At 35.6% G+C, this 13,223-nt stretch carries 14 protein-coding genes and 1 tRNA gene; 7 read left to right on the forward strand and 8 right to left on the reverse strand.

The window, feature by feature from the left end:
• Positions 1–10 precede the first annotated feature (10 nt).
• Positions 11–646, forward strand: coding sequence for a PIG-L deacetylase family protein (locus NFRAN_RS00090; protein WP_134482508.1), 636 nt, complete (start codon positions 11–13; stop codon positions 644–646).
• A 23-nt stretch (positions 647–669) separates the two neighbouring features.
• Here NFRAN_RS00090 and NFRAN_RS00095 read toward each other — a convergent pair whose 3' ends face one another.
• From NFRAN_RS00095 to NFRAN_RS00105, 3 genes are read right to left on the reverse strand one after another with little or no spacing between them, the layout of a single operon-like run.
• Positions 670–1,746 (reverse strand): ATP-grasp domain-containing protein, encoded by a 1,077-nt coding sequence (locus NFRAN_RS00095; RefSeq protein WP_134482509.1) that lies wholly within the window; start codon positions 1,744–1,746, stop codon positions 670–672.
• 25 nt (positions 1,747–1,771) lie between these two features.
• Positions 1,772–3,430 (reverse strand): bacillithiol biosynthesis protein BshC, encoded by a 1,659-nt coding sequence (gene bshC / locus NFRAN_RS00100; RefSeq protein ID WP_134482510.1) that lies wholly within the window; start codon positions 3,428–3,430, stop codon positions 1,772–1,774.
• A 49-nt stretch (positions 3,431–3,479) separates the two neighbouring features.
• A complete protein-coding gene (locus NFRAN_RS00105) occupies positions 3,480–4,106 on the reverse strand; it encodes a PHP domain-containing protein (protein WP_134482511.1) in 627 nt (208 codons plus the stop codon).
• Positions 4,107–4,182: 76 nt separating this feature from the next.
• Between NFRAN_RS00105 and NFRAN_RS00110 the strand changes: the two genes are divergently transcribed.
• The gene (locus NFRAN_RS00110) at positions 4,183–5,214 is read left to right on the forward strand and encodes an ATP-grasp domain-containing protein (protein WP_134482512.1); all 1,032 of its coding nucleotides are present in this window, start codon (positions 4,183–4,185) and stop codon (positions 5,212–5,214) included.
• 254 nt (positions 5,215–5,468) lie between these two features.
• On the opposite strand, the gene NFRAN_RS00115 is transcribed toward NFRAN_RS00110, so the two are convergent.
• The 4 genes from NFRAN_RS00115 to NFRAN_RS00130 all read right to left on the reverse strand — a co-directional run bounded on the left by NFRAN_RS00115 (position 5,469) and on the right by NFRAN_RS00130 (position 11,052).
• Positions 5,469–6,944: a glycosyltransferase family 2 protein gene (locus tag NFRAN_RS00115; protein WP_134482513.1), complete on the reverse strand. Its 1,476-nt coding sequence runs from the start codon at positions 6,942–6,944 to the stop codon at positions 5,469–5,471.
• 165 nt (positions 6,945–7,109) lie between these two features.
• Positions 7,110–7,319, reverse strand: coding sequence for a hypothetical protein (locus NFRAN_RS00120; protein WP_134482514.1), 210 nt, complete (start codon positions 7,317–7,319; stop codon positions 7,110–7,112).
• Between the two features lie 72 nt (positions 7,320–7,391).
• On the reverse strand, positions 7,392–9,986 hold the full coding sequence (locus NFRAN_RS00125; RefSeq protein WP_134482515.1) for a dihydropteroate synthase: 2,595 nt from the start codon (positions 9,984–9,986) through the stop codon (positions 7,392–7,394).
• 37 nt (positions 9,987–10,023) lie between these two features.
• A complete protein-coding gene (locus NFRAN_RS00130) occupies positions 10,024–11,052 on the reverse strand; it encodes a homocysteine S-methyltransferase family protein (RefSeq protein ID WP_232037894.1) in 1,029 nt (342 codons plus the stop codon).
• A 101-nt stretch (positions 11,053–11,153) separates the two neighbouring features.
• Here NFRAN_RS00130 and NFRAN_RS00135 point away from each other — a divergent pair.
• From NFRAN_RS00135 to NFRAN_RS00155, 5 genes are all read left to right on the forward strand, one after another.
• Positions 11,154–11,228, forward strand: a tRNA-Arg gene (locus NFRAN_RS00135).
• Positions 11,229–11,502: 274 nt separating this feature from the next.
• Positions 11,503–11,823 (forward strand): hypothetical protein, encoded by a 321-nt coding sequence (locus NFRAN_RS00140; protein ID WP_134482516.1) that lies wholly within the window; start codon positions 11,503–11,505, stop codon positions 11,821–11,823.
• The gene (locus NFRAN_RS00145; protein ID WP_134482517.1) at positions 11,820–12,062 is read left to right on the forward strand and encodes a hypothetical protein; all 243 of its coding nucleotides are present in this window, start codon (positions 11,820–11,822) and stop codon (positions 12,060–12,062) included. Before NFRAN_RS00140 ends, NFRAN_RS00145 begins: the two co-directional genes overlap by 4 nt.
• A gap of 190 nt (positions 12,063–12,252) precedes the next feature.
• Positions 12,253–12,498, forward strand: a complete 246-nt coding sequence (locus NFRAN_RS00150; protein WP_134482518.1) for a hypothetical protein — start codon at positions 12,253–12,255, stop codon at positions 12,496–12,498.
• A 54-nt stretch (positions 12,499–12,552) separates the two neighbouring features.
• Positions 12,553–12,747, forward strand: coding sequence for a hypothetical protein (locus NFRAN_RS00155; RefSeq protein ID WP_134482519.1), 195 nt, complete (start codon positions 12,553–12,555; stop codon positions 12,745–12,747).
• A gap of 254 nt (positions 12,748–13,001) precedes the next feature.
• On the opposite strand, the gene NFRAN_RS00160 is transcribed toward NFRAN_RS00155, so the two are convergent.
• A complete protein-coding gene (locus NFRAN_RS00160) occupies positions 13,002–13,208 on the reverse strand; it encodes an anion permease (protein WP_134482520.1) in 207 nt (68 codons plus the stop codon).
• Positions 13,209–13,223 lie beyond the last annotated feature (15 nt).

Consider the following 13,223-nt stretch of genomic DNA (forward strand, 5'->3'; position numbering starts at 1 on the left):
CAGATCAAAAATGTCTAAATCGCAGAATATTCTGGTATTTGGAGCTCACCCTGATGACATTGAGATCGGCATGGGTGGAACTGTTACAAAACTGTCTAGACTGGGATATAACGTTAAACTGGTGATTGCAACGCTTCCTAACTTTACCCAGAACGACAAAAAAGAAGAAAGAAGGATGGAAGCCATTAGATCTTCAAAGGTGATGGGTTGTCCTGAACCTGACTTTTTGGATCTTCCTCCTGAACAAATGACTCATAGCAGGAAACTCGTTGGGATTATGGATAAATATATACTGGATTATAGACCCGCGGCTGTATTTACGCAGTGGATAGGTGATTCTCATCAAGACCACCAAGCCTTGACCAGATCTGTAATATCTGGAAGTCGAGATACAACTGACCTCTACATGTACGAAACAACCATTCCTGGCGGGATCACCGAACAAGCGTTCAGACCACAGCTATTTGTTGATATAACCGACTATATAGAACCCAAAAAATCAGCTCTCGAATGCTTTGAATCTCAACAAGCTCGATGCGGTCCAATTTGGATAGATGCTATAGTTGGAAGAGCAGCATATAGGGGATATCAACTCAATTGTAAGTATGCAGAAGCTTTTGAGGTAATCAGAGTATCTAAATGGTAATGAAGTTATTACTTCATAACTCATCAAAAATAATCAAAAATTTTTGATTCCATTTTTTTTATATTAGATTTCTTTGACTTTACAATTTCCATTTCTTTTTTATCAAGATAAGTTTCATTCCAGTATCTCATGCATACCAGATGTCTGTATTTATCAATCTTTATTTTCTCATTAAATAATACGTTTCTTACTATGATATCGGGTTCGTTTATTCCGGCCACTGTTCTCATCGGACAAGTTGCTGAAAACCGGGGATTAATTTCTATAATCTTTACTTGATTGTCATCATTATCTATTCTAGATTGTATGTTAATCGGTCCAAATGCTTTTAAAAAAGTCGCTATTTTGTTACAAACCTTTGTAACCTTTGGAAAAACGTCAATAAAAGCTTTGTATGTTTGCCCATGTTTCAAGACCTTTCTCATAGTTATCGAAGACATTATTCCTTTACCATCCTTATCCATAGTAATTCCTGTTGTATACTCCTTTGAGTCGTTTTCCAAATATTTCTGAATCATTGGTTTCCACTTTGCATTTTCTATAGTACTAATAGCAAAATCTAACTCATTTCGGTTATTGACCACATGAAACAATTTAGATCCAAAGCCCTCTCGTGGTTTTACTACCAAAGGGTACCTTTCTTGCTCCAAGAATGACTCCAAGTCACCGGGTAGACATGTGGGAATACCGTTTAAATTATTCTTGGACAAAAATTCATTTGTCAAATATTTGTCCCTGCACATATTGACAATGCCTTGTTGGTTTGAAATTACCTTGGCACCTGTCTTATTCTCAATTTCATCCTTATACTCTGAAAGGATTTGGAGTTCAATATCAGAGCCTATGAACAATATCTGAACTTTATTTTCAATACACACATCAATCATTCTTTTTAAATAATCTGGATCAGAGGGTTTTTTGATTATAGAAAACCTATCAACGCGGTAAAGTCCTGCAGATTCATAGGTTATATCTGTCCCGATTATTTTGTATAGGTGATCACTCTTTTTTTTATAAAGATTATGGTATTTTAGAGATTTGATGATACCTTGGGCTACAATGCCTCCGGTAGATGTAACTAGAGTATGGATATTTTTCATTTAAATAAGATGCGACCAAAAAAATCTAGTTTATATAAACAGGTTTGGTAAGGTCGTTATTTTTGACTAAATTTTCTGCCCATTCATTTTCTATTTGCTTAAGCCCTATGTTAACAGCATAATCTATTATACATGATTTAAGTTTTAAAGCATTCCTTGATTTTTGAACATTTTTCTGAAGTTGCTTAATTTCTCTTTGTTCTTGTTTATATGTAAATAAATCTTTCAATAGTTCATTTAACTGTTCTTTATCGTTGTATATCATCGATCTCTTTCTTATTAATGGCTCTATTTTATTTTTCAGCTCATTATATTTTAAATCTATATCAATTACAAAATTTGAAATGTTAGTGATATTGTTTTCGCTTAGATAATTGGATGCCTCTTTTTGTGCAAATCCTGTGTATACGTCACTTCCCGCCCAAAGTATCATGGTAGGTAATTTTACTTTTAGGTCATCAAATACTTTCTTGCCTACTAGAGTATATCCAATACTCCCCCCCGTTCCAGATATATACCCAGTAATGGACAATTCTCTTGAGAGTAATAGCAAGATCGGAATTGCCCTCGGGGAAACCAATGACAATTTGTCTTCTGGAATTGAAGCATTACCCTTTTTTCCTATAAAAAGGGATAAATTCTTTTTGCAAGACATGCATTTTCCTATCAGAGTTGCTCCGTGATTGTCGTCATACCGAATCTTTGAAGATGCTTTGCTTCCACAGTTACAATGTATCCATAAAGAAGAATGTTTGTCTAAGTTGGGGCTTACTCCTGTAAATATTCCACGGGATCTGAAAAACCCTTCTGATTTGTCTAATGATTCTATGTATGTATCGTTCTCTGAAAGTAAATAATTGTAACCTCTCTTAAATACATTTGACATATCTGACAAGTTAACAAAGAGTACATCGTAACCCCAAACAGAATTGACAATTTTTGACATAATTATTGAATTAAATTCAGAATAACTTTCAGCAACTGCAAATGATTCTTCAACAATATTCCAAAAGTCCTTGTATCTTGCATAAAGTGATTTTATTTCTTGCTTTGTCAGATTCTTGCTGTTTTTTATCCAACTATAAATTTGATCCTCCCAATCTTTAATTAAAGATCTGGTAGGAGGCTCTGTCTTGCTTGATACCTTCCATCTAGTTGTTTCATTTATCGGGTATCTTAAATCCAGTATACCGCTTGAACTCCTCACGTTAGGCAACTTGGCTATATGCATCCATTTGTCGCCCATAAAATCGTGATCAACAATTAAAAATAGAGGTACAACTTTGGGATTTGTCTTTCTAATGTGATTTGATAATACTTGTAAAAGAACAATTTTTTTAAATACTCCACTAAATGCAAATAGATTGGGTTGGTGAATCCCAACTACAATCTTGATATCTTTTTCACCAAGTGTTTCGACTTGTTTTAATATCTTGTTATCTAAGGTACCGGCCTTTTTATGAAATTTTGTAACCACTCCTTTTAATTTTTCTCGATTAGAGTAAACAACTTCATCATTAACCGTCGAGGTTTGATTGTTAACGGCTTTAACGGCATCATCAAAAGTAACTGGGATAGATTCTATGAATTTAATTATATCTGAATCCGAGGAATTCAGGTATTTTGAAAATATTGCGTTTAGTTTGCTATTGCCTTCAATCCTAGCGACCGTGTTACTTCCCAAACCTTTTTATCATTATTATCTATATAAGTTTCTTTTTAACTCTATCTTATTACTCTTCTATAAGATTTATCAAATGATTTATTCTATTGAAATTGCCTATTTCCCCAAGCGAGTGGGCATCGCTTCCAAGGTGAAATTTAACACCTTGCCTTTTGAAAATCTCAAGGAATTTAACAGGGGGGCGAACATACTTTGAATTAAGTTCAACTATCTTGTCATTTGCTTTAAAGAGTTCTCCTAATTTTTCAATTTCTTGATCATTCAAACTAAAACCGACCTCTGGCGCCAAATGCCCAATCACGTTTACAAAAGGATTCTTGGCCACTTCTATCAATGCTGAATACCATAAATCTTTAGGATATTTAGTATGAAAGCTTGCTATTATGAAATATTCACTGGCAAGGTATTCTTGTGGACAGTCGATTTCTCCATTCTGCAATATTTTCGCTTCAAAACCAGGAAGTATCTTTACACGACTACTTGGTATATGTGTATTCAATTCCTCAATATATCTTCCGGTCCATTCTGAAGACCTCCTTACATGCTCTGTTATTGCTATTTTTTTTAATTTTTTTTCCTCTGCTGTTCTAATAATATTGGGTACAGTTAGGTTAAGATCTGAATGGTCGTTATAACTGCAATGAATGTGCATATCTTGTTGCCTGTCAAGTATCATGTTTATCTGAAAAAAGTATGGTTATATCTTTAATAATTTTTCTACATTATCTATGTAAAAAATATTTATATCTTAATTGGATACCATTATTAAAAACGGATGCCGATTGCATAGAGAAATTTCCACAGTATTGATACCCGGTGCTTCCGCACCAGCTGGCATCAATACTATAAAATCCTTGAGATTATCAGGCTTTAAGGGTAAAATATTATCTACTGATTCTAATAGTTTGTCGGCAGGTTTTTACTTATCTGATTTCTATGAGGTTATTCCAGAGGCCGAGGCAGACAACTATCTGGAAGTGTTACTGAACATTATCGATAAATATTCCATCCAGGTGTTGATGCCATCATCTGGATATGATATATTTCCTTTTAGTGAACATAAATCCAAATTAAAAAAGCACGGTGTATTTCCAGTAGTCAGCGATAGGAAAATACTGGAGATTTGTAGGGACAAAATTAGCACTTTTAACAATTTAAAGACAGAATTCAGATTGCCCTTTACAACCCTTAACCCCGAAGAAGTAAGTGTGTACCCCGTTATCGCGAAACCACGGTACGGAAAGGGTAGTAGGGATATTGTTCAGGTTAATGATGAACAAGACTTGCGTTATGTTTCCTCAAAATTTTCCGATATGATTTACCAGGAATATCTACCCGGTGATGAATATACAATTGATGTCATGAGTGACTTGGAGGGTAATCCAATTGTATCTGTCCCTAGAATACGGGTGCAAACAAAGAGCGGCATATCTACCAAAGGCAAGATAGTATTGGACAAGTATTTAATCGAAGAATCGATGAAAATTGTAAGGAAACTTAGAATCATCGGACCGTCTTGTATTCAAATGAAGAAAGACAAACTAGGTGAATTCAAACTGGTTGAAATTAACCCTAGGCTTGGGGGAGGCACTATATTTGCTACCTTGGCTGGAGCCAACTTCCCAAAGATGATAATTGACTTGATTGAAGGAAAAACTATTGTTCAACCAAAAATTTCTGAGATTACAGTATTAAGGTATTTTGAAGAAATAGTATTGGATGAAAGGAACAAAATCAACTACATTGGAAAAGACCTTTTAACCAGTAATGCATGTCATGTGTAAATTTGCTTAGCGGTTGGTTTGGGTCTTGATGAAGGTTATTGATATCTAGATAGTTACCACTAGCCTCAATCAGCTGACAGGGCCACATTCCAGTTAAATTCATCAAAATTATGCAAAAACCTACAGCCATGCCCATCCCTATTAATATTACATCTAAATTTTTTGAGGATGCTTGAGTAACCAAGATCTCATCACTTGTCCTTTATATAAGATTGTTTATTCTGCATGTCAATATCTTTTTTTTTAACGTTGTCTTATCTCCATCCCGTCTTCTTAATTGTGATTGCTCCATAGATTAAAAGCCATGTGTACACATATGTAGATAATAGCGTAAAGAACGGTCGATACAACCAATTCCTATCACCAGGATTACGAAGTCTAAAGTCCACCGCATAAATCATTCCTGTAAATAACACACCTGCAAACCAAACTACTGGTGTAATATAGTCCCCCATTAGTGGCAGAAAGACTACGGTTGAGGCCACAATATATGGTCTGATAAATTTCATAGAAGTTTGTAGATAGTATAAGAGCGCTACATAAAATGGCCTCTTCCAAAATATTCCTCCTGCTGCAAATAGACTTCTGATAAAACTTTTCCTCCACCGAATTTGTTGCTTTATAAGTGACTCTAATGTTGGAGGTACACCAATGTTCACTCTAATACTCTGTGAATACATTACTTTCCAATAGCCATTCACTACTTTTTTTCCATCAGACTCTGATTCTGAATTTCCAGGATTTTCTGAAAACACACTTTCTGAAGCATATCCCTCACCATTCAAAACTGGAACTGCAGCTTGATTTTGATTTTTAGAACTGTAAGAGATCGCAGGTGGACGTGTTGACAATACGTGTGCAGTCATTCTTCTGTCTGTTGCAAACTTGAATTCCATTCCCAAGAATCTATCCCTTGCCCATTGAGGAATGAAATCTTGAATGGCATCTCTCCTGTAAAAGCTTAAAGAACCTGCACAGCAGGTGACGGAAGCATAAACACTTTCCATCCCTTTTTGAGCCCTGCAAGCACCATCAGCATAAACATCTTGTAATTTTTCAAGAAAATGATCTCTGAATCCACCTGTGTGGCGATTCTTTACCCTGCCATGTCCTGTCACTGCTCCTAATTGTTTGTCCCAATAAAAGAGCTGAACAGCCTTCTCGGTGGCATCATGTGCCATATCGCAGTCACTATCCATAAAGGCATAAATTTCGCCTTTTGCTATCTTGCTTGCTACTTCTATTGCTTTCTTTTTACCTACACTTTCCTTTAGATGCACAATTCTCAGATTCGCAGATGGATTTGCATTCTTAATATCATCTAATATTGCTCCCGTGTTATCGGTACTGCCATCGTTTATTACGATAATCTCTTTTTTCTTGTATGTTTGATCTATACAAGATTGAACACAACTAGTAATATCATTCTCCTCGTTTTTTACAGGAACTACAATCGATACCAGAGGCAGTTCGTGTTCAGGAATTTTTTTGTTAAAGACCTTGAAATAGGGATCTTTATATCTAAAGTAGGAAATAAACAAGATATTAAACAAAACAAAGGAAGTGAGTATACTGTAGATACCTACCCCTAGGTCTATTACAAATATTGTAAGGTAAACTTTTGTAAATAAGATTGTTAATACGGCAGATAAAAGTAATGCCCTAACAAGCCACCTCTTATTGTCCAGTTCTCTCGTTTCAACAATCTTAGGTACACTACTTAATGACAAACGTTAAACCAACTCACTAATAATTAAATTCCAATAAAGCTGTTTATTACTTTTTTCCTCTTAGGTTACTTTACTTAGTTATTAGAATTTCTAATAGTAGAATATTATATAATAAAATTAAACAGGGAGATTTGTCTTATGACCAATTATTAAAAAGATTACCCGCTAATCCCATCTCATTCTTTCGGTTTCACGGTCTGACTTGGTAGATTTCTTCCAGTCTTTATAATGATTTCTGCATAAATAAATGCGTTTTTTAGAGCTGTCAAAGTCCAAATCAGGTGACATTTTTGCCTTTGTCAAGCTCATCGATCTATCAGCAGAATCTTCACATCCGTTTACACTACAGCTTACTCCTTTTTCCACTTTGCCCATGAAAATGCAAAACTCGTTGCAGTATAATAAAGTTATTTTGGAATTTCAAAAAAATAAAGTAAACATTTTCACTTACAGGGTAAAATACTGTGCAACCGGATTATGAACAACAATGGCGGCAGTTGAAAACTCGGGAACTATCTGGCCACTTTCTGTGAGTGTCATTCCATTTATCGACGGATTTAAGAGTTTCCAGACGAGAAAATGTTGAGTGATATCAGGACAACTTGGATATCCCCAGCTATATCTTAGACCTCCTTCCTTTAAGGACAAATCTTCTTTTATCCTATTGTTAATCCAATCTGCCAGAGCTTCTGTTGATTCTACTGCTAATCCATGTAAATAATACGCATCTGTGTATCGTCCATTCTTGTTCCATTCCTCTATTATTTCAGCTACTCTATTTCCCATTGTTACAGACTGAAAAGCAACGATATCGTCCTCTTCTGAATCAAAATAATCTGCTAAACACAGGTGCTGTTCGTTTGAAGATCTAGGGAACTCAAAAATCAACTCAGATTCGTTTTGTTTCTCGTCTATGTATTTTATCAAGAGATTGTTCTTGCCTACTCGTCTGCACTTAAAGTATGAATAAACTGCTTGAGGTTCAAATAGGTTTTCTTCTATGACTTTATTTTTCCATTCTGTGAGAAGATTTTCATATTGGTTCCTTAGATCCTTTGCGCTTTTTCCTCTCAATCCCCAAGAAAGTACAAAAAGAGATTTTTTATTCAGGTAATTCCAAATATCAGGCAATGAGAGATCAGTATTTTTGAATCTGTACACATAATTCAGTCTTGGGGGAACGGGTTTATTTTTGACCGGTCTAACATTGCTTACAAAATCCTCCGAGTTTGCTTTTGATGCTGAAGTATCATATTTTCTTTCCTCCCATTTGGTAATTTTTTGAATCCAATCACTCATAAATTGATCTCTTTCTTTACTCATCAGTTTATTCATCACTTTTAGACCCTCAAAGGCAGTCTTGCAATAAAAAATTCCTGGTTCATAAATTGTTCCATCTCCTTTTGCTATTCTATTAATGTAATCGCTGTTTATCGCCGCTCCTCCACATAAAACCGGAATTTCAATTCTATTTTCACGCAAAAACTCGGCGAATAATTGCATCTGTTTTGACGTAGATACAAGCAGAGCAGACAATCCCACAGCATCAGCATTTACCTCTTTTATTTTGTTAATAATCATTGGTATCGGAACCTGCTTGCCCAAGTCATGTACTTCATATCCATTGTTTATGAAAATCGTTTTAACCAAATTTTTCCCAATATCATGTACATCTCCATAAACAGTACACAATACTAATTTTCCTTTACTAATTCCCTCTTGTTTGATAAGGTATTTCTCTAGCTCTGCGACAGCGGCCTTCATACATTCTGCCGATTTTAATACAAATGGGAGTATCAGTTCACCGGCTCCGAATTTATCCCCTACCTCTTTCATAGCAGGTAAGAGTACTTCATTTAAAGTCTCGACTGCTGCCTTGTGTAACATTTCTTTATCTCCTTTAATTTCGATTTTTTTGATCCCATTTTCGTCCATTTGGGTTTCGACGATTTTCATTTGCGAATCTGATTGATTCCTGTCTGAAATTGCTAATGCCACATCGTTTTCTATTCCATCCTTTAGTCTATTTACAATCCTAAAGTAGCATCTTTTTCCTGCATCCCAGTTCATGTCGAGTTCCAATACACTATTTTGCTTTGAACTTTGACCGCCCTGCGACTGAAATGAGGTATTGTCTGAGCTAAAGTGTGAAATTAATTCTGCCAGAGCATTGTTACTGTTATTAAAGATCAGATCTTCGCATTTAGCTCTGTCTGATCTACTAATTTGAGGGTAAGGGATAATATCTTTTGGATTTATAATTACAGTATCAAGTCCATTTTGAATTGCATGGTACAAGAATACTGAATTAAGGAATTTTCTTGCCAGAGGAGGAAGCCCAAAACTAACGTTACTTAATCCAAGAGTGGTCAGGACTTTGGGATATTTTTCTTTGACCAGTTTTATCCCCTTTAAAGTTTCCGATGCAGAGTTAACATATTCTGCTTCGCCAGTCGCCAGAGTAAATGTAAGTACATCAAAAATTAACTGCCAGGGTTTAAGTTCGATTTCCATTGACTTGTTGTAAATCAAACTTGCGACTGCTAATTTTTCGGTACTGGTTTTGGCCATTCCATCTGGACCAATACACATGGATATAGCAGGCGCACCATATTTTTTCATTAAAGGAGTGATGTCAGTAAATCTACTTCCATCTCCCTCCAGATTGATGGAATTAATAATAGGCACACCGGGTATTTGTCTAAGTGCAGCCTTTACGACTTTAGAATCTGTCGAGTCGATAACTAAAGGGGCTTCTATCTCTAGACTAAGCCTCTTTACGAGTTTTTCCATAAACTCTTTTTCATCAGAACGCTCCGTTGTAGCAACGCATACATCTATGCAATGTGCTCCATCCTCTACCTGACGTCTTGCTATTTCAATCAGACCATCAAAATCATCGTTTAATACCATCTGTTTGGCCTTTTTTGACCCCTGAGAGTTTAGCCTCTCACCTATTATCAGGGGTCGTGGATTCTGAAATAGATCTACAGAGTTTAAGGCCGACGAAACCTTTGGACTGTCGTTATATTTTATCTTCATTTTTATTGTTATCTAATTAGATTCTTGGTAGATCCGATTATTTGACGGGTTGTTCTGCACCACTAGCAGTAGCGCCACTACCACTACTTACACTAACATCTGCATAATCATCACTATTTTGGCCTTTTGTTTGATCCAACTTGTCCAGCATTTGTCTCAACTGTGTGATATGTTCGGGGGATGTTCCACAGCACCCACCAATTATTCTAATCATCTCGTATTTCTTTACAAATTCTGATAACTTGGTAGTTATCTCACTGGGTGTCATCAGATATTTTGCCATACCATTCTCATTAATTGGCATACCGGCATTTGGCATTACTAAAATAGGTATCTCTTTTTGTTCACATAACCACTGTACACTTGGAGTCATTTCAACCGGGCCTGTAGAGCAATTCAGCCCAAAAACATTAACTCCAAGATTGGATAACGTTGTATATGCAGACTGAACATTTGTGCCCAAAAGCATCTTGCCATACTGGTCTAAAGTAATATTTGATATAATGGGGATGTGTTTATCCAATTTTACCATGGCCCTTTTGCATCCTTCAACTGCTAACTTCATCTCTAATACGTCTTGACCTGTTTCAATTAAAAGTACATCACATCCTCCGCTGATTAAACCTTGAGCCTGCAAATAGTATGCTTCCTCTATCTCATCTAATGGAATATTACCTAAATCGGAATCATTAGAACTTGGGAGAAAGCCAGTTGGTCCCATAGATCCAATAATGAAAACTTGTTTTCCTAATTCCGATGCTGCTTCCTTTGCTAGTGAAGTTGCTCTGATATTAAACTCTATAGTCTTATCACCCTCTCCAAATTCATCCAACTTTAACTTGTTACTTCCAAAAGTATTGGTTTCGATGCAATCACTTCCTGCTTTGATATAATCCATATGAATTTTTTTAATCCACTCTGGTCTCGTATAATTTAAACTGTCGTTAAAGCCATCTTTGTTGTTTAGGTAATCACTTTCTTTGGGTGCGAATTTTTGAATCTCTGTACCCATTGCTCCATCAAAAAGAAGGATTCTATTGTTTAATTCATTCAGAAAAGAGGTCAAGATAATTATTAACTATATTTCCCCTTTGTTTGCTTATAATCCTTTCATTGAGCTAAAAAGATTAAAAAGAATTTTATACAAATTAACAACAAAAAAAACATGGGTTCATAGTTCAGCTTGGATAGAATGACTGCCTGCGGAGCAGTAGGTCGAGGGTTCAAATCCCTCTGGACCCGATCAAAATTTTTTCCTGGTCGACATTTTACAAGCGTGATTTCTAATTTCAAAAGGTTAATAGCTTAGCTTTTCTATAACTATAGTGTAGGTGCAAATGGGGAGTCACCTAACAGACAGTTAGGGCCCAAGGGGGAATAGACAAAAGGGTTAGTGAGTGTTGATTCCATAACTCGTTTGTTTGTTTGTGTGTTTGTTTGTTGCATAACATGGACTCCAATCTTGGGCCCCCCACTTTTTTTGCTCGTTATATATTGATTTTTCTTATGCTAAAAAATGGAAAATATAATCAGGGGTATATCTGATGAAAAATTCCGATTCCTAATAGACTACTATCTAACGTCATCATACACAGAGATGGTTTCAAAGATACTGGCCATCATGTCACACCAGCAAATTCCAATTGATCTTCAGATGCTAGGTGAACGACTACAAATTATCAATATGATTGCAACTAGATATGTTTGTAAACTTGACCTTCTCAACGAGATGCCAAAAGAGAAAGCAATTCAAACCTGTGAAGGCACCGTGGTTAACTATCTGTATGATAGATACATTCACAATTTCAATCCTTTCAAAGAGCAGTATACAAAATGAATTTTCCCGCATTTGTCTTAGGTTACAAAATTTCAGATATGGGTAGTGTATCGACGGTAATACTTGATGACCTTCAAAATGGTGATCAAATAGTAACAATCGAACCGTATCAAGTATCAAACAAAGAACAAATAGAAATGATGAAAGAATCAATGTTTCAAAGATGGTTATATGGTAAATTACCAAAGCCTATCAAGATTGACAAAAATATACATCAAGAAAGGTTGTTAGAAGAATGACAACTCCTTTTAAAAAATTGAATCAAAAAAGTCCCCAAAGAAACTTACCTAAACATCTTGTATCCGATTTAGACCCAGATGATTGTATTCACTATGCTAGGGTTTGCGATTCATGTGATGGTGGAAGTGAATATTGGCACTACTGGTGGGACTGATCACGTGAGAAAAAATATTTGGATAGTGAGAAAAAATGATAGTCTCTTTTGACCCTGTTATGCAGTGGTATCTAGTTTCTAGTGAAGGTATATCTCATTCTAAAAAAAAGTGGTTCGGGGCCCCCGACCTGATGAACCATTTGACAAAAACAAAAAACAACAAAAATCAGATTTTTACAAAGTCTATTTCTCTAGGTCTAAAAACGACTGGATGTGTCATTGTAAATCCTATCACTACTCTAATTTCAAAATACATTGCAAGCATATCAAAAAAGTGCTAGAGTATCGTGAAAAACTAAGGGCTATTATAAACTGAATTTTGGAGTGATTGAACAATGAGTATTTTAGAGTTTGATTTTTTGGGCCGCGACAACGTTGCAGTTAGCACGGTTTACGATCCCAATGTGGATGAAAAATACAGCATCCTAAAGTTAAAACTAGATAACATCCATCTAGAAGAACACCGTATCAAAAAAAGTCAAAGTAGAAATCCAATATTGGGATACAGACCCAACAAAAGAGCAATATAGAGATAACCTTCTTACAAACGAACAGGCAAAAATATTCAAACAGATTTACGATGAAGGATTCATTTCTAAAGAAGACTATGAAAGACAAATTGGGTATTTAAGAGCACGACGACAATGATGAAAGTCTGGGACTCTAAGCACCCGCAGTAATATGATTCAGATGCATATGGATTTCGCAATCATGATGCTGCAGCAACCTTCCCTACAAATAGATTTTTATTTTTTTTAATTGATTTACCCTTTTGTTTATTTCATTACGATATCTCTGGCAATAACAATGGAAATAGAAAGATTGTAAATACTGAAAGAATAGTCGCAAAAATAGTAGGTACAATTCCATTCTTTATCATATCTTCAACCTTGATTTTGCCTTGTTCATAAACTAGCGCACTAGGAGGAGTTCCCATTGGTAGAAGGAATGCCAGGGAACTAGATAATGTAATTGCTGCAAGAAATGCCATCGTGATCTTTCCTGC

This window comes from Candidatus Nitrosocosmicus franklandus (assembly GCF_900696045.1).
In the GTDB taxonomy this organism is placed as follows: Archaea; Thermoproteota; Nitrososphaeria; order Nitrososphaerales; family Nitrososphaeraceae; genus Nitrosocosmicus; species Nitrosocosmicus franklandus_A.